This is a genomic window from Idiomarina abyssalis, from assembly GCF_019797805.1.
In the GTDB taxonomy this organism is placed as follows: Bacteria; Pseudomonadota; Gammaproteobacteria; order Enterobacterales; family Alteromonadaceae; genus Idiomarina; species Idiomarina abyssalis.
The window spans coordinates 258,095-280,394 of the sequence record NZ_CP081832.1; the positions used below are offsets into that span (position 1 = coordinate 258,095).

The 22,300-nt window shown below is 47.5% G+C and carries 27 protein-coding genes; 22 read left to right on the top strand and 5 right to left on the bottom strand.

Translation table 11 applies throughout. The features are described 5' to 3' along the window. Positions 1-33 precede the first annotated feature (33 nt). Together K5X84_RS01285 and K5X84_RS01290 are read left to right on the top strand one after the other, a co-directional pair. Positions 34-960, top strand: coding sequence for an ABC transporter ATP-binding protein (locus K5X84_RS01285; RefSeq protein WP_222236335.1), 927 nt, complete (start codon positions 34-36; stop codon positions 958-960). Then, a complete protein-coding gene (locus K5X84_RS01290) occupies positions 957-2,153 on the top strand; it encodes an ABC transporter permease (RefSeq protein ID WP_054490795.1) in 1,197 nt (398 codons plus the stop codon). Before K5X84_RS01285 ends, K5X84_RS01290 begins: the two co-directional genes overlap by 4 nt. Positions 2,154-2,217: 64 nt before the next feature. On the opposite strand, the gene K5X84_RS01295 is transcribed toward K5X84_RS01290, so the two are convergent. Both K5X84_RS01295 and fabR read right to left on the bottom strand, forming a co-directional pair. Beyond that, entirely contained in the window at positions 2,218-4,236 is a 2,019-nt protein-coding gene (locus K5X84_RS01295) for a S9 family peptidase (RefSeq protein ID WP_222236337.1), read from the bottom strand. Positions 4,237-4,274: 38 nt separating this feature from the next. Further along, positions 4,275-4,895, bottom strand: coding sequence for an HTH-type transcriptional repressor FabR (gene fabR, locus K5X84_RS01300; protein ID WP_054490791.1), 621 nt, complete (start codon positions 4,893-4,895; stop codon positions 4,275-4,277). 153 nt (positions 4,896-5,048) lie between these two features. On the opposite strand from fabR, the gene K5X84_RS01305 reads away from it, so the two are divergent. The 3 genes from K5X84_RS01305 to K5X84_RS01315 all read left to right on the top strand — a co-directional run bounded on the left by K5X84_RS01305 (position 5,049) and on the right by K5X84_RS01315 (position 7,471). After that, positions 5,049-6,188, top strand: coding sequence for a fatty acid desaturase (locus K5X84_RS01305; protein WP_054490789.1), 1,140 nt, complete (start codon positions 5,049-5,051; stop codon positions 6,186-6,188). 116 nt (positions 6,189-6,304) lie between these two features. Beyond that, positions 6,305-6,622, top strand: a complete 318-nt coding sequence (locus tag K5X84_RS01310; RefSeq protein WP_054490787.1) for a flagellar basal body rod C-terminal domain-containing protein — start codon at positions 6,305-6,307, stop codon at positions 6,620-6,622. Between the two features lie 69 nt (positions 6,623-6,691). After that, positions 6,692-7,471: a putative metalloprotease CJM1_0395 family protein gene (locus K5X84_RS01315; protein WP_222236964.1), complete on the top strand. Its 780-nt coding sequence runs from the start codon at positions 6,692-6,694 to the stop codon at positions 7,469-7,471. A 19-nt stretch (positions 7,472-7,490) separates the two neighbouring features. Here the strand turns inward: K5X84_RS01315 and K5X84_RS01320 are convergent, their stop codons facing one another. Beyond that, positions 7,491-9,818: a Tex family protein gene (locus K5X84_RS01320; protein ID WP_222236338.1), complete on the bottom strand. Its 2,328-nt coding sequence runs from the start codon at positions 9,816-9,818 to the stop codon at positions 7,491-7,493. Positions 9,819-9,881: 63 nt separating this feature from the next. Continuing rightward, on the bottom strand, positions 9,882-10,361 hold the full coding sequence (greB, locus tag K5X84_RS01325) for a transcription elongation factor GreB (RefSeq protein ID WP_222236339.1): 480 nt from the start codon (positions 10,359-10,361) through the stop codon (positions 9,882-9,884). A 232-nt stretch (positions 10,362-10,593) separates the two neighbouring features. Between greB and K5X84_RS01330 the strand changes: the two genes are divergently transcribed. The 16 genes from K5X84_RS01330 to K5X84_RS01405 all read left to right on the top strand — a co-directional run bounded on the left by K5X84_RS01330 (position 10,594) and on the right by K5X84_RS01405 (position 20,256). Next, on the top strand, positions 10,594-10,965 hold the full coding sequence (locus tag K5X84_RS01330) for a hypothetical protein (RefSeq protein ID WP_222236341.1): 372 nt from the start codon (positions 10,594-10,596) through the stop codon (positions 10,963-10,965). Positions 10,966-11,200: 235 nt separating this feature from the next. Beyond that, on the top strand, positions 11,201-12,100 hold the full coding sequence (locus K5X84_RS01335) for a lipid kinase (protein ID WP_222236342.1): 900 nt from the start codon (positions 11,201-11,203) through the stop codon (positions 12,098-12,100). A gap of 1 nt (position 12,101) precedes the next feature. Beyond that, entirely contained in the window at positions 12,102-12,542 is a 441-nt protein-coding gene (locus K5X84_RS01340) for a ferritin family protein (RefSeq protein ID WP_222236345.1), read from the top strand. A 76-nt stretch (positions 12,543-12,618) separates the two neighbouring features. After that, the gene (locus K5X84_RS01345) at positions 12,619-12,831 is read left to right on the top strand and encodes a hypothetical protein (RefSeq protein ID WP_199494033.1); all 213 of its coding nucleotides are present in this window, start codon (positions 12,619-12,621) and stop codon (positions 12,829-12,831) included. An 82-nt stretch (positions 12,832-12,913) separates the two neighbouring features. Beyond that, positions 12,914-14,098: a GGDEF domain-containing protein gene (locus K5X84_RS01350; RefSeq protein WP_222236346.1), complete on the top strand. Its 1,185-nt coding sequence runs from the start codon at positions 12,914-12,916 to the stop codon at positions 14,096-14,098. Between the two features lie 110 nt (positions 14,099-14,208). After that, complete coding sequence (locus tag K5X84_RS01355; protein ID WP_244994805.1) at positions 14,209-14,661, top strand: hypothetical protein; 453 nt, start codon at positions 14,209-14,211, stop codon at positions 14,659-14,661. 34 nt (positions 14,662-14,695) lie between these two features. Further along, entirely contained in the window at positions 14,696-15,016 is a 321-nt protein-coding gene (locus K5X84_RS01360; RefSeq protein ID WP_222236348.1) for a hypothetical protein, read from the top strand. 48 nt (positions 15,017-15,064) lie between these two features. Beyond that, positions 15,065-15,415, top strand: coding sequence for a hypothetical protein (locus K5X84_RS01365; protein WP_222236349.1), 351 nt, complete (start codon positions 15,065-15,067; stop codon positions 15,413-15,415). 227 nt (positions 15,416-15,642) lie between these two features. Further along, positions 15,643-15,945: a hypothetical protein gene (locus K5X84_RS01370; protein ID WP_222236351.1), complete on the top strand. Its 303-nt coding sequence runs from the start codon at positions 15,643-15,645 to the stop codon at positions 15,943-15,945. A 22-nt stretch (positions 15,946-15,967) separates the two neighbouring features. Beyond that, a complete protein-coding gene (locus tag K5X84_RS01375) occupies positions 15,968-16,417 on the top strand; it encodes an MBOAT family O-acyltransferase (protein WP_222236353.1) in 450 nt (149 codons plus the stop codon). An 88-nt stretch (positions 16,418-16,505) separates the two neighbouring features. Beyond that, entirely contained in the window at positions 16,506-17,132 is a 627-nt protein-coding gene (locus tag K5X84_RS01380; RefSeq protein WP_222236354.1) for an FMN-binding negative transcriptional regulator, read from the top strand. Positions 17,133-17,193: 61 nt separating this feature from the next. Beyond that, positions 17,194-17,511, top strand: coding sequence for an antibiotic biosynthesis monooxygenase family protein (locus K5X84_RS01385; protein WP_199494039.1), 318 nt, complete (start codon positions 17,194-17,196; stop codon positions 17,509-17,511). A 136-nt stretch (positions 17,512-17,647) separates the two neighbouring features. After that, positions 17,648-18,058 (top strand): VOC family protein, encoded by a 411-nt coding sequence (locus tag K5X84_RS01390; RefSeq protein ID WP_222236355.1) that lies wholly within the window; start codon positions 17,648-17,650, stop codon positions 18,056-18,058. A gap of 36 nt (positions 18,059-18,094) precedes the next feature. Then, a complete protein-coding gene (locus tag K5X84_RS01395) occupies positions 18,095-18,736 on the top strand; it encodes a glutathione S-transferase family protein (RefSeq protein ID WP_244994806.1) in 642 nt (213 codons plus the stop codon). Between the two features lie 34 nt (positions 18,737-18,770). Then, positions 18,771-19,199 (top strand): GFA family protein, encoded by a 429-nt coding sequence (locus tag K5X84_RS01400; RefSeq protein ID WP_222236356.1) that lies wholly within the window; start codon positions 18,771-18,773, stop codon positions 19,197-19,199. A gap of 94 nt (positions 19,200-19,293) precedes the next feature. After that, on the top strand, positions 19,294-20,256 hold the full coding sequence (locus tag K5X84_RS01405) for a calcium/sodium antiporter (RefSeq protein ID WP_222236357.1): 963 nt from the start codon (positions 19,294-19,296) through the stop codon (positions 20,254-20,256). A 42-nt stretch (positions 20,257-20,298) separates the two neighbouring features. On the opposite strand, the gene K5X84_RS01410 is transcribed toward K5X84_RS01405, so the two are convergent. Next, a complete protein-coding gene (locus tag K5X84_RS01410) occupies positions 20,299-21,297 on the bottom strand; it encodes an NADP-dependent oxidoreductase (protein ID WP_222236359.1) in 999 nt (332 codons plus the stop codon). Positions 21,298-21,435: 138 nt separating this feature from the next. Between K5X84_RS01410 and K5X84_RS01415 the strand changes: the two genes are divergently transcribed. After that, positions 21,436-22,209, top strand: a complete 774-nt coding sequence (locus K5X84_RS01415; protein WP_244994807.1) for an SDR family NAD(P)-dependent oxidoreductase — start codon at positions 21,436-21,438, stop codon at positions 22,207-22,209. The last annotated feature ends 91 nt before the right edge of the window (positions 22,210-22,300 follow it).

The following is a 22,300-nucleotide window of genomic DNA, read 5'->3' on the forward strand; positions in this document are numbered from 1 at the left end:
ATAGGCGCCACATTCTAATAACAGAAAAACAACATGCGCCTTTCAGTTAATAATGTCACTAAGCGCTATCGCACGGTTACGGCGGTAGATGCAATATCACTCGATATTCAACCCGGAAAAATTCAGGCTCTGCTTGGTCCCAATGGTGCCGGTAAATCCTCTTTAGTTCGTATGCTGGTTGGTTTGACGCACCCCGACCAAGGCGAAATTGTGGTTGAGAACAACGGTCAAACCATAGACCTGACTTACCACGACTTTGCTTACTTACCCGAAGACCGTGGCTTGTATCAGGACCGCTCCATTCTCGATAACCTTAATTACATTGCCAGTCTGCGCGGACTGAAGCTGAGCGACATACGTGGCGATATTGACAGCTGGCTGGCACGGTTTGAACTGACGGATCGTAAAGACGAGCCGTTGCGTCAGATGTCTAAAGGTAACCAGCAAAAAGTGCAGCTTATAGCCACCTTGCTGCATGACCCACAGTTGGTGATTCTTGACGAGCCGTTTTCAGGTTTGGATCCGGTGAATCAGGAACATGTGCTGACGGTACTTAGTGAGCTGCGCGAGCGCGGCAAAACCGTGGTGCTGAGTGCGCACCAGATGGCATTGGTAGAACGTTTAGCCGATACCATGCTGTTAATGAATAAAGGCCAGGCTGTTGCGCAGGGAAGCCTTCAGGAAATTCGCAATACTTTACTACCGGAACCGGTTTACCGGGTGACCACCAATGCCCAGCTTGCAATGGAAAACTGGGCGGCAGTGGAACAGGTCGATTCAGTTCATAAAGTAAACGACGAGCAGGTTGAACTGACGTTTAACAAGGACGCCGATATTGAGCAGTTGTGGCCGCAGCTAGCACAGCAGGTGCCGATAAAGGCTTTTGCACCTATTCAGCCGGGGTTACATGACTTGTACCTGGACACGATACGTAAGCAAACCGGGGAGGTGCAGTCATGAAAGTCAGTTACTTACAACAGTTAAAAGCTATTGCCTGGTGGGAATTCAAACGCTTTTTTAAGTGGAAGCAGGAGCTGTTTTCCATTGCGCTTTTAGTGGTGATTTTTGCGGTGAGTGCTGGTTGGGGAGCTATTACCCAAATTTTTTCCGATGAATACCAGGGCGCTATTTTCTATCAGGAAGGTAAGCCGCAGGCGTGGGAATTCAAGGCGCCAAAAGACTTAACCCTTCGTAGCGCCGGCACCATGGAAGTGGAAAAGTGGCAAACGCAGCTACCAGAAGACTTAGATACCTTGATTGTGATTACACCCGAGTTAACCGCTAAGGTTTGGGTGAAGAAGTCACAAAGCTGGCAGCAGGAGTTACGCAGCGAGCTGCAGGAGCAGTTGCAGACTCTTCGTATTCAACAACTGTCACTGACGCCGGAAGAGCGCACAGTCATTAATGAGAAACCCGACATAACCTTTGCTATTGAAGAAAGCGAAGACGCTTCGATAGACGATGCCAGCGACGCTTCCGCCACCATGTTACTGATGGTGATCATGGTCGGCGTTTTCACCGGTTTTGGATTGATGATGATGTCGATTACTGCCGAGAAGCAGCAACGTGTGACGGAACAGTTGCTGACGATTGTGACACCTACGCAGTGGATGGACGGAAAAATAATTGGTATTACGCTGCACAGTATTAAATCCATGACCTTTATTGGATTAATGATTCTGGGCGTGAGCATGGTGATCGCCGCCTTTTCAGAAGACGGTGGTTCGGGCCTGGACTGGGGCGTGGGAACGACTCTGCTCAGTATTATCTTTGTGGTGCTGGGAACAGTTTTAATCAACGCCATGCTGGCTGGCTTTTCGGCAACTATTGATGACCCGAATCACTCGTCCCGCAGTACCGTAATGCTGGTACCGCTGTTGCCGGTGTTTTTAAGCTTCAGTGTGATTGGTGAGCCAGACTCCACCATCGCAACGGTGATGAGCATTATTCCGATCAGTTCATTCGCAATGATGCCTGCGCGCTTGCTGCAAACTGACGTTGCAGTATGGGAGTGGTTGCTGAGCCTGGTATTGCTGGCGGCCTTCGTTTACTGGATGCGTAGTGTTGCCGGGCGTTTATTCGCCATGGGCATTCAGTACTATGGTAAAGAACCAGGCTGGAAAGAAATTTGGCGAGCTGTCGCCGGTAAATAAAGAAGTTGAAGGAACAAAAAAGCCGGGACGCTTCACAGCTCCCGGCTTTTTATTAGAGGTATTCTTACTTCAGCTGCTCAGCGTGTGGCAGCTCAAACGATGGTTTCTCTTCGGCTTTCTCAACCAGGAAGCTATCCATCCAGCGCATTAGACGCATGCTGTAGTCCAGCTGTGCTGCAACTTTACGGTTACCGTGGCCTTCGCCGGGGTAAAGCACTAAGCGAACCGGCACGTTACCGTGAGTCTTCAGGTAACGGTAGAGCTCCATTGACTGAGAAGGGTGTACACGGGTGTCTTCTTTACCGTGCATGATAAGAATTGGCGTGCGGGCCTTTTCTGCGTGGAAAATTGGGCTGCGCTCTAAGTACCATTCCCACTTGTCCCATGGGTAGCTGCGCGCGTGTACCGCGTGCATTTCTTTCGCAATGTCAGTGGTACCAAACTTAGATAAGTTGTTGCTGATACCGACAAACATGACGCTGGCAGCAAAGTGCTCGGTCTGTGCCGTTGCGCCCCAGGCTGATGCAAAGCCGCCATAAGAACCGCCGGTAATACCGACGCTTGACTCATCCGCCAGGCCGATATCAACGAGGTGTTTTTTAGCATCGACAATGTCATCGAACTCTTTACCTGCGTAGTCGTTCTGACCCAGTTTGGAGAACTCAACTCCGCGTCCGGTACTGCCACGATAATTCGGGAAGAACAGCGCATAACCTTTGGCGGCAGCGTGCTTAACCGGCGAACCATAACGGTCTAACCAGCCGTTGCTGTAGTGCGACTCAGGACCGCCGTGAATCACCATCATTAATGGGTAGCGTTTGCCTTCTTCGTAGTCTGTCGGATAAACCACAATGCCTTCCAGCCTAAGCCCGTCACGAGCTTCGTAGGTCATGGTTTCCTGACGCGGCATTTCAACATCTGCTAACCAGGGGTTAGAATCCGTTAAACGCTCCAGACGACCGTTGTTGTACTTAAAGGCTTCGTTTGGATGGCTGGGGCGATGACCCGTCAGCACAAATTCTGACTTGCCCGCTTCGCCGTCCAGGCTGGTGAAAATGGCTTCGCCAGTTTCTAACAGGCTACGGCTTTCCAGGAATTTAAGCGTCAACGCCTGAACTTCTGACTCCGTGCCGCGATGGCCTAACCAGATAATCTCTTCATCCGTCCGCCAGCTAAAGTCCTTGATAGAGCCTTTGTAGTCCGGCAGAACATTGCGGTGCTCTTGTTCGCGGGTGTCATAAACAAATAAAGTGCCGGCAGACGGGTCGTTGTAGTCCGCCGCGCGGATCATAGCCAGATAACGACCATCCGGCGAAAATTCAGCACGCCCCAGTTTGCCTTCGCTTTCGAACGAATTAACAACTTCGCCATCCAGACCAATCAAATGATACTGGCTGCTCATGTAGTTGTCGTCAATAAGCGAAGTTGGTGCGGTACGAACCAGTAACTGTTCGTTATTCGGGTGGAAGCTAACCGAAAGCGCGTGCTGGTCTTCGGCGGTAACCGCTTTGGCTTCTGCCTCTTCGTCACCCAGAGAAACATGGTAAACCTGAGTGTAGGTTAAATCTTCTTCGTACACTTCAGCTTTAAAGCCCTTTTTCGAAAGCTTTTTCTTGTCACTGTCCTTTGCGCCTGAAGATAAAAAGACCAGTTGCTCACCGTCATCGCTCAGTGCGTAGCTGCCAATGTTACCTTCAAATTCAAAGACTGACTGAACACCGCCTCCGCGTACTGGCATGCGATATAATTCCTGGTACTCGTCACCTTCTTCTTTAGCGGTAAAGTACAGGTACTCGCTTTGTGGCCCAAAACTGACCCGGCTGAACTTTTTATCTTTGCTCAGGTAAGAAGTTTCTTCGCCATCAGCGTTAATAAGTACTAACTCACGGTAGCTGGAACCGTCGTCGTCTTCGTACGGAGTACGGGGCGTAGAGCGGATAACAGCCGTGAATTGCCCATCCGGCGATAATTGAGCTGAACGAATGGCTTTGGTGGTTACGGTATCTATTAGCGACATTTCGCGGGCGTCTAAATTAACCGCCCAAACTGCCAATGCCATACCGCTTACAGCACGTAAAAGCATATAAGTCTCCAGTGTTCTGTCTGTTTAAAGTTGTTTTTCTATGACTCTCGTTTTAATAATCGGCGAGTCGCTTCGGCGCCTCTGGCAACCAGGCGAACTTGCTGAATTGTTTTCTCGGTAATAATTTCGCGTTCTTCTTCATCAACATCGAAGCAGTCGGCCCCGGCGCTGAATACAATTTTAGCTATGGTATCGGATTGCAGTTCGGCCAGCTCTCGGGTAAAGGACTGCTCATTTACTAAGTAGTCCTCCAGCTCTGCTTTAAAGTGATCAATTTCGCGCACTACGGCTAAACGGAAACTGCGCGAGCGGCCGGAACGTTCCTGCAACAACAGCCGGAAGGTCGCAGTATTGTCCGCCACAAATTGCATAAAGGTTTCAATGGATACCCTAATAATGGAACCGCCGGACTCGATTCTCTGGCGCGCCTGACGAAGCAACTGACGTAATGCCAGACCGCACTCATCAACCAAAGTGAGTCCTAACTCATCCATGTCACGAAAGTGTCTGTAGAAAGACGTAGGGGCAATACCGGCTTCGCGTGCCACTTCGCGTAAGCTTAAGCTGGAGAACCCGTTTTCGGCGCTTAATTGGTTCATTGCCGCGTTAATTAACGCCTGTCGGGTTTTCTCTTTCTGCTTTGCGCGAATTCCGGCCATAGTGTTCGTTTATTTATGCGTGTGTGTAAAGAATGATAACACAGCTTTTTACACTTTTACCGCTTGTAATTTGACCGAGAAACACGTACATTCAGCGAACAGGTGTACGCTGTTTTGTCACCTGCCTTTATTTGATTGTTTTAGGTTATATGCATGCAACAGATTTCTGAAAAGCCCCCCATTATCTGGTTAAACACCTTAGTTTTTGCCATTACTTTTATCGTCGCCCTTGTTGGCGTGCCTTTATACGCGTACAGCGTAGGTATTGGTGCCGCATTTTGGTGGGTTATGTTAGGCACGGCGTGTTTCGCCGGGCTATCGATTACCGCGGGCTACCACCGCTTATGGGCGCACCGTACTTACGATGCCAACCCCGTAATTCGCTTTATTTTTGCTATTGGTGGTGCTGTCGCACTGCAAAACAGTGCGCTTCACTGGTCTTCTGATCATCGTGAACATCACAAACATGTTGATGACAACGACAAAGACCCGTATTCCGCTAAGCGAGGGTTCTGGTACTCGCACATAGGCTGGATGATCCGTGAATATCAGGCCAGTCGTTATACCGACTACGACAATGTTCAGGACTTACAGAAAGATCCAATTGTTATGTGGCAGCATAAGTATTACTTGCCACTGACCTTATTTGTTAACTTTGGTTGGCCAATTGCCGCTGGCTTTATGCTGGGCGACGTATGGGCCGGGCTACTGGTTATTGGCGTATTGCGCCTGGTGCTGAACCACCACACAACCTTCTTTATTAACTCGCTGGCGCACATTTGGGGTAAACAACCTTATACCGACAAAAATACGGCACGCGACAACGGCGTGCTGGCTTTTTTAACCTTTGGCGAGGGCTACCATAATTATCACCACATTTTTGCTGCGGACTATCGTAACGGCATTCGCTGGTGGCATTTTGACCCGACCAAATGGCTCATTGTTGCCAGTAAATGGCTGGGTCTGGCGAAAAACTTAAAGCGCAGCTCGCCGTATCAGGTAGAGCGGGCGAAGCTGCAAATGCAGTTAAAACGCGCTCAGCAGAAAGCTAAAGCAGCACCGGATTCGCTGTTTGAAAGGGCTCAGGAGCACTATGATCAAATGGGTCAGCATTTGAAGGCTTACTATCAGGCTCGTAAAAAGCTTTTGGACACGAAAACTAAAGCGTTAAAAGAGCATGTGAACCATGATATTGACGTGCTGAAAAAGCAGGTCGATGAAATGAAAGAAGCCTTAGAAGTGCAGAAACGCTCATGGAAAGCCTTGCTGAACCAGATTCAACAACACGCATAAAGCCGGCTGAAAATTGCGATGAACGGTACTTGTCAGTACTTGAAAATGTTTAAAATATGACCGATACTGACAAGTACATTCGCAGTAACACGCGCAGCGCGTGATTAGGAGTGACTATGGAAATTGGTGCAGCAATGAACTCAGGCTTGCAAGGTATGCAACGTGCAAACCAGCAAGTTTCTCAGGCTAGCCAGGAAATTGCTTCAGCTTCTGCATCTGGGCGCAATGACGTTCAGCAGCAGGACAATGCCAATGTTAATGGTGCTCAGACAGCGACAGAATCCGCATCTGAAACGAGCCAAAGCGTAACGGCTACAAGCACAACGGACTCTCTTGTTTCTCTGAATCAGGGGCAGACCAATTTTGAAGCAAACACTCGTACAGTAGAAACTGCTGACGAAGTGTTGGGCACAATGATCGATACCAACGCTTAATGTTCTAACATGAATATCTCACCAGCGTTACCGCCTATTCCTGTAACGTCGGCTCCACCTGCGGAGTCGATGAACAGGGATAATTTTGAGCGGCCGTTGGTGAAAGAACCTGCCAAATCTGACCAATCCAGTAATAAACCGAATACTCAGGCCGACCGAAAAGCCGACGGCAAGAATGATGGCAAAGGTGATGACAAAACAGCCACCGACAAAGCCAGCAAGGAAGTCACCGATGAAGCTGAAAAAAATCAGCAAAAACTCAGTGAAGAAGAAATTGAGAAAGTCGATGAACTGAAAAGCCGTGACCAGGAAGTTCGTGTGCACGAACAGGCTCACGCTGCCGTTGGTGGTCAGTATGCCAGCTCACCTTCGTACGAATATGAGCGAGGACCCGATGGCAAGTCTTATGCTGTTGGCGGTGAAGTTCAGATAGACGTTAGCCCGGTTAATGGTGACCCACAAGCTACTATCCAGAAAATGCAGGTGGTTCGTCGTGCAGCTATGGCACCGGCGCAACCTTCACCGGCAGACAGAGCGATAGCGTCTGAAGCAACCAATAAAGCAACTCAAGCGCGGGCTGAATTAGCCCAAATGCAAATTGAGTCAGGCCAGGGTGGTGAAAAGAGCGAAGAGCCAAACCCGGATATTAGTATTAATGCGCCGTTTAACAAAAGCCTGGAAGGTGCAAACAAAAGCGAAGGTGACAGCCAGTCAAATGGCGTCGACGCCGCAGCACCTGCTGAACAGGGCAAAAAGACTCTGTCATCGCCTGAACGAGGCGAGATGATAGCCTCTTTCTACGATAAGCGTGTTCGTCCATCCGTGGACTCATTCAGCGCTACTGCTTAACGTCTCTCTTTATTCCGTTTTAATTTTTCTTCGCTTTTGCAAAGGCATCTGCCAATGCGCTACCCATAGCCGAGTTTTGTGGCTGTGGCGCACGACCACTACTACCGGAAGGTTTTTTCTTAGGCCCGTTACCGGCTTTCGTTTTAGGCTTGTCAGCTGAGGTGTTGGCAGGCGCTTCATCGCTTAAACGCATGGTTAAACCAATACGCTTACGCTCAATATCTACTTCCAGAACTTTTACCTTCACAATGTCGCCGGCTTTCACTACTTCACGCGGGTCGCTGACAAACTTATCGGCCAGTGCTGAAATGTGAACCAGGCCGTCCTGATGCACGCCAACATCCACAAAGGCACCAAAGTTCGCCACGTTAGTTACCACGCCTTCCAGCAACATGCCGGGCTTCAGATCGCTGACTTTCTCAACGCCTTCTTTAAATTCCGCGGTTTTAAACTCAGGGCGGGGGTCGCGGCCCGGTTTTTCCAGTTCAGCCAAAATGTCCGTTACCGTTGGCAGGCCGAAGCGCTCGTCTGTATAGTCCGCCGCGTTCAGGCTTTTAACCAATGAGTGGTTGCCAATCAGCTCTTGTACCGGCAAGTCATTTGCTTTTGCCATGCGTTCTACCACTGAATAGGCTTCCGGGTGAACCGCTGAGGCATCTAACGGCTGTTCGCCATTATTAATGCGCATAAAACCTGCCGCCTGTTCAAAGGCTTTTGGCCCCATGCGTGGCACATCAAGTAATTGTTTACGGTTAGCAAAGGCACCGTTGGCGTCGCGGTAATCGACAATGTTTTTCGCTAGCGTTTTCGACAAACCTGAAACGCGCTGAAGCAAAGCCGCAGAAGCCATGTTGGCATCCACACCCACTGCGTTTACACAGTCCTCAACCACGGCATCCAGGCTTTGTGCCAGTTGCGACTGGCTAACGTCGTGCTGGTACTGGCCCACACCAATCGATTTAGGCTCAATTTTAACCAGCTCGGCTAGCGGATCTTGTAAGCGGCGGGCGATAGACACCGCGCCACGCAGTGATACGTCCATATCCGGAAATTCCTGCGCTGCCTGCTCAGATGCTGAGTAAACCGACGCACCGGCCTCGTTGACTATAACCTTGGTGGCTTTAATTTCGCTGTGCTGCTTCAGCATGTCACCGACCATTTTGTCGGTCTCGCGCGAGTGAGTGCCGTTACCAATGCTGATAAGCTCAACCTTGTACTGCTTGCACAAGGTCGCCAGCGTACGCATGGCTTTATCCATTTGGTTTTGCGGCTGAAACGGGAATACCGTGTTGGTGGCAACCGCTTTACCGGTTTCATCCACTACCGCAACTTTAACACCCGTACGAACACCCGGGTCTAACCCCATAGTGGTTTTAGCACCTGCGGGTGCCGCCATCAGTAAGTCTTTTAAGTTGCTGGCAAATACCTGAATAGCCGCTTCCTCGGCACGCTCACGCACACGAGCCATAAGTTCGGTTTCCATGTGCAGCGACAGTTTCACCCGCCAGGTCCACTGAATCACCTGACGCAGCCAGTCATCGGCAGCACGACCTTTGTGCTCAAAGTTCAGGAAGTCGGCAATAATGACTTCGCAGTGCGAGCCGGAGGTTTTGTCTTCACTACCCGGGTCAGCGTCCATAGAAAGCTGCAAAAAGCCTTCGTTACGACCACGCAACAACGCCAGCGTGCGGTGCGAGGGAATAGTTTTGAATAACTCAGAAAACTCAAAGTAGTCGCGGAACTTAGCGCCTTCTTTTTCTTTACCCGCAGCAACGGTGCTGGTTAAGTGCGCGTTCTGCCACAAGTGTGAGCGCAAACGCTTAAGCAACTCCGCCTGCTCGGCAAAGCGCTCCATTAAAATGGCGCGGGCACCGTCTAATACCGCTTTGGCGTCAGCAAAGCCTTTGTCAGCGTCAATGTAGTCAGTTGCGGCTTGTTCCGGGTTCTGCGTTGGGTCTTTCCACAGTAGATCTGCCAGCGGCTCAATGCCTGCTTCAATAGCAATTTGGCCTTTAGTGCGGCGCTTAGGTTTGTAGGGCAGGTATAAATCTTCCAGCTCGGTTTTCGAATCGGCAGTTTTAATGCTCTGAGCCAGTTCGTTGGTTAATTTGCCTTGCTCATCAATCGACTTCAGTATTACCTGACGGCGGTCGTCCAGCTCGCGCAGGTAGTTAAGGCGCTGATGCAGCTGACGTAATTGCGTGTCGTCTAAACCGCCGGTTACCTCTTTACGGTAACGGGCAATAAAAGGCACCGTCGAGCCTTCGTCCAGCAACTGGATAACAGCGGCAATTTGACGCTCGTCGACCTTCAGTTCATTAGCAAGTAATTGCGGTATCTGGCTCATAGTACATCTCTTGGTTTTAAAACGTTACGACAAATAATGGGGACGAATACTATCACGAATTGACTACGCGGGCTGTTGGTAACTTATCTTATTAATAAACCAAGTCTTGGTGCCCTGCGGCGTGTTAACCTCCGCCTCATCGTCCACCTGCTTTTTCAGCAGAGCGCGCGCCATGGGCGAGTCGATAGACACTGCGTCTTTGCGATCATAAATCTCGTCCGGGCCAACAATTTGAAAGGCGCGAACGTTCTCGTCTTCGTCCTCAATTTCCACCCAGGCACCAAAAAACACCTTACCGTCCTGTTGCGGCGAATAATACACAACCTTCACCTGCTCCAGACGCTTGGTTAAATAGCGAATACGACCATCAATTTTACGCAGCTTCTGCTTATTGTATTTATAGTCTGCGTTCTCTGACCTATCACCAAGACTCGCCGCCCACGACACCTTCTCTACGGTTTCGCGGCGCTCCACCCGCCAAAGGTGCTCAAGTTCCTGCTGCAACTTTTCATAACCGCCAAGGGTAATTAAATTGGTTTTCATACGCTGATTCGTTGTGCCTGCGTTGAATGATGAGGGGATTTTACTGGGTTATTAAGAGGAGGGGAATGGGGGATTAGTAAGGGAGTGTAAGTAGTTGTACATGGCCTTTTGTTGTACTCAGCGTGTAACTCATTTAATGTGAATTACATAACAACAACCAGATATTGCGCATCCGCTAGAGTGAAAAGGAGCAGACGCAGTATACAAATGTAAACCCTCAGGGGAGAGATTAATGAATAGGTATTTCGTCCCTGCTTTGCTACTTTTATTAACTGGATGTGTTGAGCACCCTGATACAACCGCTTTTAATATACCAGGCATAGAGCAAGCAGTTAAGTCGTTAGATATTGAATCTGAAGAGGTTGTCGTAATACCCAAAGAAGAATTACCGGAGACTCTAAAAGAAATAAATCCAGAGGAGGTGAGGGGGACTAAATTTGGGACTTTTATTATTTTGCAGAGTAGCTTCAATAATGAGAGTGGCCTATTTGTATCTCCGTACTTCGGTAGCATGACGTCTTTCGGGGGAGTCGATGGAGGAAATGGGTTTCCTGGGGAATTTAAAAAAGTAGAAAGTCATACTTTCACATTTAAGAGAACGTAAAGAAATATAGTAAATGTATATCGATGGGTAAGTTTTTGCTTTTTAAGGAGAGAGCACGAGTTCCCCCCAGAGACTTTCTGAGTCCCGGTAAGGAACTCACAACTAATTCCTGTGTGACTTTTTGCTTAACACATCTGTCACCCTGCCCAGCAACGTAAATATTCCGTCAGTGCTTTGAAGCCTTGGAATAAACCTCTTATATTTAACGCAGTGCATAACACGAAGAGGTAAAGCATTGCAGCATGCGTTGTTAGTTATCAACCCGAAGAGCCGTAATGGTCATTCCGAGGAGTTAACTGAAGCCACCGACTTGCTCAGAAACTCCGGCATTGAGGTTGAGGTTTGCGTCACTGAAAGTCCGTCTCATATGGCCTCATGCATTGAAAATTACCGTGAGAAAAAAGGAGTGGTGATTGTTGCCGGGGGCGATGGAACCATCAGTTCGGCGTTGGAGTCAATCTATAAAAGCGAGCAAACCTTGGCCATTTTACCGATGGGAACAGCTAACGACTTGGCGCGCTCTCTTGGCATTTCGCAGGACGTTGTTGCAGCCGCTCAGGCTATTGTTAATGACAAGCGAGAACGCATAAACTTGGCAAAAGTGAATAATAGTTATTTTGTGAATGTTGCTCATGTTGGTTTAGGCGTAGAGGTAACCCGCGAGCTGACGTCAGAAATGAAAAAATACTTTGGCGTGTTTGCGTATTTGGGCGCATTTACCAGCGTCATGAAGCGCAACAAGAGTTTTAAAGTTCAAATAGAAGCTGACGGTTGGAAGGAGTCTGTAAGGGCAATTCACCTGGCGGTAGGTAATGGTCGTTACTACGGTGGCGGAAACGTTGTCGATGATGACTCTACACTGTTGGATGGGCAGCTGAACTTATTTTGTTTGAAACCAATACGGTGGTGGCGGTTGTTATTACTGGGAGTCAATTTTCGTAACGGCAATTTGCAAAAGGCAGAACGGGTTGTCTGTAAAAAGGCCCGAAAAATTAGCATTAAAACCTCCAGGGCTAAGCACATTCAGGCTGACGGTGAGTTTAAAACCGATACACCGGCCAATTTCGAGGTAATGCCTAAGGCTATTGAAGCTGTTGTAGGTGATATGCCACTGCCTAACGTAAACAAGGATTAAAATGTCGATATTACGCACAGATAATCAGGCCGATAGTATAGAAATTCTGAAGTTAGTCATTGAGACAACGGATTACTACCGGGAGATAGCGAAAGTGGTTGGGGATGATAACCTCGCCAGTAAGCTTAATGATATTGCCAACGAAAGAGCCTCCTATATTGAGCCATTTGAGAATGTAGTTAAAGACTTAGGCGAGCTACCGGCTAAACCTGACCCTGATAAAGAACTCCTGCACAAAATAGAAGGGGAACTTACTCAGTTTTTCTCTGCGAATTCTAAAAACGCCATTTTGGATAAGTGTCTGCAGGAAGATGAAGAACTGGCAATTGTGGTAAAACGCACTGAGCTGGGTGAGAAGTCGGCGGAGTATCAAAAATTACTCGATGCGTTGGCTGAAAACCTAAGTAAGACTCAAAAATCTATTCAGGCATTGAAAGACTAGAGTTTATAGAGTTAGCAATAGAATATTATTTTTATATGATAAATATTAAAAGGTTGAATCAAAGGAGACTAACTCTATGGAAGATACGCTTTTCGCTGGCATCGGTATTATAGGTGGACTGGCCTACTTAGCTATTGCTTTGTTATGGATACTAGTACCAATATTTATTTTTCTTATTTCAAAGCGCGTTAAGGACATGCGAGATATAGCACGCGAGTCTCGATTGGAAGTTAAAGAGCTTAACGCCAACCTCAAGGCTTTAAAAAGGAAGCTCAACGAGGAAGAGTGAGAAAAATACTGCAAAACGGTGGAGAAAAGGTCAGAATTAACATTTATTGTCTGGAATCAAAACCGTTTTAACAGGTAAAAATTTGTCACAACAACAAAAGCAAAATGATACTCACTGGCTGACCGGTCAGTTTCTTGACGCTGGTAAAGAGTTAAAATACCGCCACTCTATTGAATCGAATGTTAGGTCGGATTCCCGCCTTGCGCTACTTTTAGTATCTATTATTTTTGCCATGTTCGGCATTACCGATTACAACCTTCTGGGGCTAACGCAAGAGTATTATTCGCTGCTGACTATGCGCGTTGTGGTAGTGGGCTCCTGCCTGGTGTTAGCCTTTGTTATTGGTCACCGGGGTGGTTATGCTGAAAAAGCTTGGTTGCACGCGTTACCATTATGGATTCTGGCAACGGGGATTATTCTGATTGTTCCTTTGCGCCCGGAAAGCCTTCTTACGCAGATCACCGCAGTGGTGGTCGCTATTATGGCTTTTTATCTGCTTATTCCAAATTTGTTGACGGTTGCGGCGCTGGCTAGCCTGTTCTTAAGTATTACTTTTTTAGCGGCGAGTATGTTGTACGCAGGAGTAACTCCCACAGGCGCAATCCGGTTGGGTCTGTTGCTTATCATGGCCAATATTGTTGGGTACACGGCGCTGCGGCGGTTAGAGCGTTTGCAGCGTCAGCAGTACTCCTTGCTTAACGAAGAGCGCGATCAAAACCGCGAGTTACTGCAGGAAATAAAACACCGAAAGTCATTAGAGGCGCAGCTGCGCATGGTCGCTGAGAATGATGCGCTCACGGGTGTTGATAGCCGCAGTCACTTTATGAAAAGAGCTGAAGCTTTGCTGCAAAGATCTCGACTGGAAGATACTCCGTTCTGCTTGTTTATGATTGACGTTGACCACTTCAAGCGTATTAACGACACTTGGGGCCACACCCGTGGTGATGTCATTCTGACGAAGATAGCCGAAGTTTGTCAGCACTCACTTCGGCCAACCGATATTATCGGTCGTTTTGGTGGCGAAGAGTTCGTGGTGGGGCTGCCTCATACGAGCCCTGCCGATGCTAAGGCGGTGGCTGAGCGTCTTAAGCAAAATGTAGAAGCCTTGTCATCAACTGACGAGTTAAATGATCTGGAGCTGAGTGTGACCATTGGCGTTGCTGTTGCCAAGGCCGAAGACGATTTGGATATGCTGATTACCCGAGCCGATAACCTACTTTATGAAGGTAAGCGTGACGGAAGAAATCAGGTTGTGATGAAGGATTAAGGGTATTATTCGGCACTAACTATATATGATACATGGCATATTCTACCGTTGCCTTTTGTTTCCTTCTCATTTAGTGTTAGCCAAGTGTTAACAAACAAAAAAGGCATGAGATGAAATACCTTCTTGCAATAGCTGCTCTGCTTCCTGTGACTCTGCAGGCAGCTGAGCCTGACGAGACTCAGTTTGGTGTTGCTTTAGGTACGCCGGGAGGCGTTAACCTGGTTATGAAAAAAGAGATTTCCGGGCACCCAATTCAGTTAGCTGTTGGATACACGGGAAAAGCCTACGGAATTGAGGCAGGTTACAGTTTTTACTATAACCGTGACAGCGCAATGCGTTCTTGGCAGGTAATAGCCGGAAGCTCCACAATAAAAGATAACGCCCTTACTTATTACTCAACCCAAGATGTTGTCTATAGGGTCTATGAAGACGAAGATTGGAACTACGCCGGTGTCAGTGGCACTTTCCAATATGGGGGCTTCTATATTGAACCCGGAATAACAGCGGGTAGCGGCGACTTCTCGAGCCCTCAGTTAACCATACAGGTAGGTTGGCTCTGGTAGGCAGAAGGCCAGGTTAACTCAAAAGGATGTGAGCATGTTTACCTCCAACCGCTTTTTTAGGCGTTTTTTAATCGTTGCTTTAGTGCTTAATCTTCCCCCGCTTGTTACACCCGTATTTATACAGCTGGGCCTCGAACCTGTCTTTCTCATTGCGTTATTAGCAGCCTGGGTTAATGCGCCGTTTTGGCTGGGGTTAGAACACTTTTTTAGCGACCAGGCAGTGGTCTTTAGTGAGTTTGGGGTTCAAGATGCTTCAATGATGGTGTGGTTATCTATTGTTGTTTTCTGGTTTTTGTGCGCAGGAGTGCTCGCCGCTATTAGTCTGGCATTCTCCAGAAAACGCAGCGTTGAATAGCCACTATGAGGAAAATCACTATGGCCTACCCGACATAGGGAAACTGAAATGAAAACAAGGCGTTATTTGCTGTCGGTATCACTGTTGGCATCGTTGCCATGCTTAGCCGCAGATACTTTTCGGGTCTCAAGCTCAGTATTTAAAAGCGGTGAACTCGTTGAGTCGCCAGTGATGATCGTGGAAGAAGGTAAAATGGCTTACATGAAGGTTGGTGATGACTTTCGCTATGAATTAACCGTGTCACCAACGCAAGGCGAGACGGTTGAGGTCCAGGCGGCCGTTGAAGTTGGGAAGAGTGTTATTAATCCTACTCTGACTGTGTTTTATGATAAAGAAGCATCAGTAGAAATCGACCAGACTAAGCTAATGGTGTTAGTAAGCAAGCTTGAGCGTAAATAACGGGAACATCAGAATGGCTCGGCAAGCGATAGCTATGACTCAGTTTCTTAAGCTCCTTAACAAGATTCCGCGGATTTCACCGCCTTACATGCAAAGCCCGAAATAATATTTAACATCATTTTTATAGCTTTAGATTTGTTTTTTGTGGTTTTATAAACTTTAGGGGCAGCCTGCACAGGCGCCTTAAACAGAACGCTGAGCTATTAACCAATAAGAGTTAATTCAACATGAAAAACAAAACCACTAACTTAATAATGCGCAACGACGTTTTTGTCTGGATTGCAGTAGGTTCAGGGTGCATTTTACTCGTGCCGTTTGTTGCCATGCAGTTCACGACAAGCGTTAATTGGGAGCTTAACGACTTTGTTGTTATGGGAGCTCTGCTGCTTTCAATAAGCAGCTTGTTTGTGCTGGTGGCAAGAAAAGTACCTAGCAAGTATTGGTTGCTTTGGGCGGGGTTATGCGTTGTAGCGCTACTGTATGTTTGGGCCGAGCTCGCGGTTGGTATTTTTACCCAACTGGGCAGCTAAGCGCTAACCATACGGAGTCTATATGCAAAAAGCAGTATCCTTGGCTAAGTACGTAAAGAAGAGAAATGGTGTCGCCATAGGCGCGTCGGGCTCTATGAAGAATATGTTTCAGCGAGCTTTGGGTGCGGGCTCTTTTACGCAGTTTTGGCATTATTGGAATCCTGTTTGGGGCTACTATCTGTCGCGTAACGTCATGAAACCTGCGAGTTCTTTTTTGCCGGTTTGGCTCGCGGTTTTAATAACTTTTGCAGTCAGTGGTGGTCTGCATGACATAGCGGTTAGTGTTGTTAAGTGGCAATTCATCTTCTTTTTTACACCGTGGTTTGTATTTATGGGTCTTATGGTTGTGTTAACTAAGTATTTGGACCTTACCTACGGTGGTCTCCCGTGGGGAGTTAGGGCTGTTATTAATAGTGCTTTTATTGGCGTTTGTTTGGCTGCCACCTATCTGTTAGAAAGCTTTTATATTTGATGGAATTTGCAGTGAAGATTTAGTTACAGATTATTCAGGATTGTGGCAGGTGGAGGCGGAGAATAACCATCCTTAAGGGACTATAAAAATGTACGTACCGAAGCATTTCAAGGAAGATGACAACGCAAAATTACACGAATATATTCGTGATTACGGTTTTGGTGTATTAATTGTTGCCGATGAAGATGGAATTGAGGCAAACCACCTTCCTTTTCATTTAAGCTGCGAAGAAAGCGACTCTCTGGGGACACTTCAGTGTCACGTGGCACGCAATAACCCGGTATGGCAACGCCTGAAAGATGGAGGGCAAGTGCTCGCTGTTTTTCAGGGGCCTGACGGTTACGTTTCTCCCTCGTGGTATCCCTCTAAAGCTGAAACCGGGCGGGTTGTACCAACCTGGAATTATTTGGCTGTACATGCTGCAGGGGAAGCGAAAATCGTTGAAGATGCAACCTGGCTGAAACATCATTTAACGCAACTAACAGACCAGCATGAGTCAGGAATGAAAGAACCCTGGCAGGTAGATGATGCTCCTCAAGATTTCACCGACCGCTTAGTTAAGGCTATTGTTGGTATAGAAATAGAAGTTGAAACGCTGACAGGTAAATTGAAAGCAAGCCAGAACTTGCCTGAGCGAAATAGAGCAGGAGTTAAAGCGGGCCTTGAAGACAGTGAGCACTCGTATAGTCGTGCGATGTCTGAGTTCGTTAGCTGACTAAAGCAGTGTCGATGTTAGTGTCTCTGACTTGTTGTCCATTAAATACTTGGAGAACGCAATGTCTGAAATTGTAAACACACCAGAACCACCTTATTACGCTGTTATATTCAGTAGCCACCGCACTAAAGGCGACAATGGTTATGGTGAAATGGCTGACCGAATGGTGGAGTTAGCAGAACAACAGCCCGGATTCTTGGGCATAGAGTCTGTGAAGGAAGATTTGGGTATTACAGTTTCATATTGGGAAAGCCTGGACGCTATTAAAAACTGGAAAAATAACGCTGAACACCTAGAAGCTCAACGTCTTGGTCATCAGCGGTGGTATTCCAATTTTCGTGTGCGCATTGCAAAGGTTGAGCGCGAGTACGGTATTTAAACGAGCGATAGCCCGTCATTACGTCCGATTTTTTCAAGAGTTTCCCTAATGATTGCCTATAGTTTGTTTTATACCGCTACCACTGCTTGTTTTGGAGCAAGTGGTGGACGAATGGATAGCGTCAGTGGGGGAATAAATGAAATCTATTACGACAACATTAATGTTTGTTCGCGAACAAGCGGGGAAAGCCGAAGAAGCTATTAAGCTTTATACCTCGGTATTTCCCAATTCGAAGATTATCGATATTCAGCACTACGGAGCAGATGAACCTGAGCCGGAAGGTTCGGTTAAGTTAGCTCGGTTCACAATCAATGGTGTCGAACTTATGGCAAGAGATAGCCACCTTGATCATAAATTCAGTTTTACGCCTTCCATGTCTTTGCATGTTGAGTGTGAATCGGAAAGCGAAATACAGAATGCGTTTACAACTTTAGCTAAAGGCGGAACGGAGTTGATGCCGCTGGATAACTACGGATTCAGCGAAAAATTCGGTTGGTTAAACGATAAATATGGGGTTTCGTGGCAGTTTAATTTATCCGAAGAATGAACCAGCACGGCGCTGCAAGGTTCTGTATGGAGATAAATGATGAACAAACTAATTCTTACAACCTTTGACTGGGTTCCCGAAATGCCGCGAGGCTATGTACGCGATATACGAGTGCGTTGGGCATTGGAGGAAGCGGGACTGCCCTATAGCGTTAACAGTGTCCCTTTTCGCGAACGAGGTGCCGAGCACCTGTTGAACCAACCGTTTGGGCAGGTTCCGTGGTTGACTGATGGCAACATATCAATCTTCGAAAGTGGCGCTATTTTGCTTTATTTAGGTGAGCTCAGTGAAGCGTTGATGCCAATAGAAAAATCCAGTCGCGTTGAGGTTACAGAATGGTTGTTCGCGGCGCTTAACTCCGTTGAGGCGGCAAGCCTGCCCTGGTCAATATTTAAGTTTTCTGGTGACACAACTGAAACTCCCGGCCGCAATCATTTGGATGATTTTCTTAAAGCCCGGCTGAAGCACATGGAAGCCGTATTAGTGAGTCGAGAATGGTTAACCAATACTTTTTCTGTTGCTGACATAGTGATGGCGGATGTCCTTCGTCTTATTGATAGGTTTAACGGGCTGGCCGAGTATCCAACTTGTCGCGATTACGTCGAACGCGCTACAGCACGCCCTGCTTTTATTAAAGCGCACAAAGATCAAATAGCACATTTTGCAGCGGCGGACTGACTCGTTTGCCGCCGGCATTTAAAGGAGACAAATTATGAAAAAAGAAGAGAAATATCATGGTAGTTGCTTGTGCGGATCCGTCAGTGTATCCGCAAATATTAAAAGCAAAAGTGTTGGCGCGTGTCATTGCGGCATGTGCCAGAAGTGGGGTGGAGGGCCTTTTTTTGCCGTGGAATGTGGCGACCAGGCAAGCTTCGAAGGTGATGAGAGCATAGCTGTTTTCGATTCATCGGAATGGGCGGAGCGTGGTTTTTGTAAGAAGTGTGGTACTCATTTGTTTTATCGCTTAAAGGGTGAAGACTATTACGCCATACCTTTTGCGTTGTTCGAAGGCCATAACGACTGGGAGTTCTCTGAACAAATATTCATTGAGCAGAAACCTGAGTTTTACTCTTTTTCGCAGCAGACGAAGAACCTGACTGGCGAAGAAGTCTTTGCCCAGTATGCGGCTTCAAAAGAGTGATGTTTAAAGCTTATCTCAGTGAGCCTTATAGTGTAATTTTATAGGTTATATTGATGCCTTTGTTGTCAAAGTGTCTGGCCGGGAGCTTAAAGCTATGCTGAGTGCGTTGTTCGTCATTATTGGGGTTTTGTTGTTGACCACGGGTGGTGAAGCCCTTATTCGAGGGTCGCTGGCCGCTGCGAAGCGTATGGGTGTTTCGCCTTTGCTTAGCGGTTTACTGATTGTCGGGTTTGGTACTTCGGCCCCTGAGTTAGTGGTTTCAATTGATGCCGCTATAAACGAGCGGCCGGACATAGCTGTTGGTAACGTTGTTGGCAGTAATATCGGCAATATTCTGCTTATTTTGGGACTGTGTGCTGTAATCGCGCCCCTTGCAGTGAAGCCGCTGGTACTGCGCCGTGACGGTATTACCGTAGTTGCCGGAACAGTCTTGTTTCTGGTGCTTGTCGGGGGAAGTGCGCTGGCAAGGTTTGATGCCGCTATTTTGTTGCTGGCGCTGGTAAGTTATTTGATCTGGGCATACAGAACCGAGCGTTTCGGAAATGCACCATCTGCAGATTTGCATAAAGCAGAGGCGCAGGAAGTGACCTCTTTGCCCACAACCAAGCTCCGTATAGCAGCAGCCATTGTGTTTGGTCTGGCGTTGTTAATTGTCGGTTCTCAGGTGCTTTTGAAAGGTGCGGTCGATATTGCCGAGTCGTTGGGTGTTTCTGAAGCCGTTATTGGGCTGACTCTTGTGGCGGTTGGCACTTCTTTACCTGAGCTCACCGTTTCAGTTATTGCGGCATTTAGGCGACACGCTGACGTGGCTATTGGCAACATTCTGGGCAGTAATATTTTTAACGTTTTGGGCATACTCGGCATTTCGGCGTTGTTACAGCCACTGCCCGTGCATGAGCGAATACTGCAGTTTGATCAGTGGGTTATGCTGGGCGCATCACTCGTTTTGCTACTTTTTCTTTATACCGGGCGTAGGCTAAGCAGATTTGAAGGCGGTCTGCTTCTGTTAGGATACGTAGCTTACGTAGGACTGAGTTTTACCGTATTTGGAGGATAACCCGAATACGGTAAAACTGGCGTGAGAAGAGTTTCCAGTGACTTACAGCTTAACAATCAATTTGCCTTTGTTTTCACCCGTGAAGAACAGGTTCAAGCCTTCAATGGCGGACTCCAGCCCCTCAAGAATATGAGAACGGTGTTTGATTTTTCCAGACATAACGTAAGGCGTTAGTTTGCTTAGCAAACTGGGAATCTCCTCAAAATGGTCCGGCATAGTAAAGCCCTGAATGGTCAGGCGCTTTTTAATAACCGGTATCCAGCTTGGACCAGGGCTTGGTACTTCTTTGTCGTAGTCGGCTATCATGCCGCAAACCACGACACGCCCATGAGCGTTCATGCGCTCAACGACCAGGTTCTGAATGGGGCCACCGGTGTTTTCAAAGTACAAGTCTATGCCCTCAGGGGTTAGCTTGATTAGCTGGTCGCGCAAGTCACTGGTTTTGTAATTAATGGCACCGTCAAACCCCAGTTCGTTGACAATCCAGTTGGCTTTTTCATCGCTGCCGACAACGCCAATCACTTTCAGTCCTTCGGCTTTGGCCAACTGCCCGACAATTGAGCCGACCGAACCTGCGGCGCCGGTTACCACCAGAGTTTCACCATTCTTAGGTTTACCAACATTAAACAGTCCTTGTGTGGCCGTCAGACCCGGTAATGCAAACACTGACAGCACGGTTTCGTCGGGCACATCGGCCTGTACTTTATTAATACCCTGGCCATTACTCAACGCATATTCCTGCCAACCCATCATACCCATGACGCGGTCACCTTCGTTAAAGTCAGGGTGGTTACTCTCAATGACTTTGCCGACACCAGAGCTGCGCATTACGCTGCCCAGTTCAACAGGGGGAATATAGCTTTCAGTATCAGGGCTCATCCAACCGAACATGGCAGGGTCTAGAGACATTTGTGTTTGCTTAATCAGAATTTCACCGGAGCCAGCTTTGGGTAGCTCTTTCTCTACAACATCAAATATGTCGGTTGTGACAGGGCCAGGCTCAGGGCGTTTAATCAAGTTAATGGCTTTATAGGTGGTCATAACGGTTCCTTGTTAACTTATAGATACTTTGCTTTTTCTACGGATTAAGGTTGCTTTAGATCACTATACTTTGATTCCTGTCTATATGCCGATTTGTGACCCATACTAGACTCAGGAAAAGAGCTAAAAGAGGACACAATGATGAAAAGAGTAGAAGGTAAAGTTGCCATTGTTACTGGCGGCGCATTAGGTATTGGCCGGGCGGTTTGTCTTGAGCTGGCGAAAGAAGGAGCCAAGGTTGCCGTAACCGATATTGCAGACGACGAAGGAAAAAAAGTTGTCGATGAAATTCAAGGCTTTGGCGGCACTGCTAAATACTGGCACATAGATACGGCCAGCGAAGATGATGTAAGCAGTGCTTTTTCAGACATTGAGAAAGAGTTCGGCTCGATAGATGTCTTAGTTAATAACGCCGGCATTGCTGGGGTTAATAAGCCGACCCACGAAATTACCAAAGAAGAATGGGATAAGGTGATTAACGTTAATGTCAGTGGTGTTTTTTACTGTACAAAACACGCCATTCCGGCAATGAAGAAGGCAGGCGCAGGCAGCATTATTAACCTGTCATCAATTTACGGAATGATAGGCGCTGCCGATTTACCGCCTTACCATGCCTCTAAAGGCGCCGTCAGGTTAATGAGCAAAAATGACGCACTTATTTACGCAAAAGACAAAATTCGGGTCAATTCCGTGCACCCGGGCTTTATCTGGACGCCACTTGTTGAGCAGTTAGGCAAAGAATCGGAAGAGGGCGTTGATGCGTTCAGAAAGCAGCTGGATAGCCTGCACCCCATTGGTCATGTTGGTGAGTCTGAAGACATTGCTTACGGCGTGCTGTATTTGGCGTCGGATGAATCTAAATTTGTGACCGGAACCGAGTTAGTGATTGATGGGGGCTATACCGCGCAGTAAAGTTCCCTTACTTATGGTGGCAAGTAATAGGTGAACAAGACTTACAATTAAAAAAAAGGTATAGTTTTCAAAAAAATATAAGGAACTTACC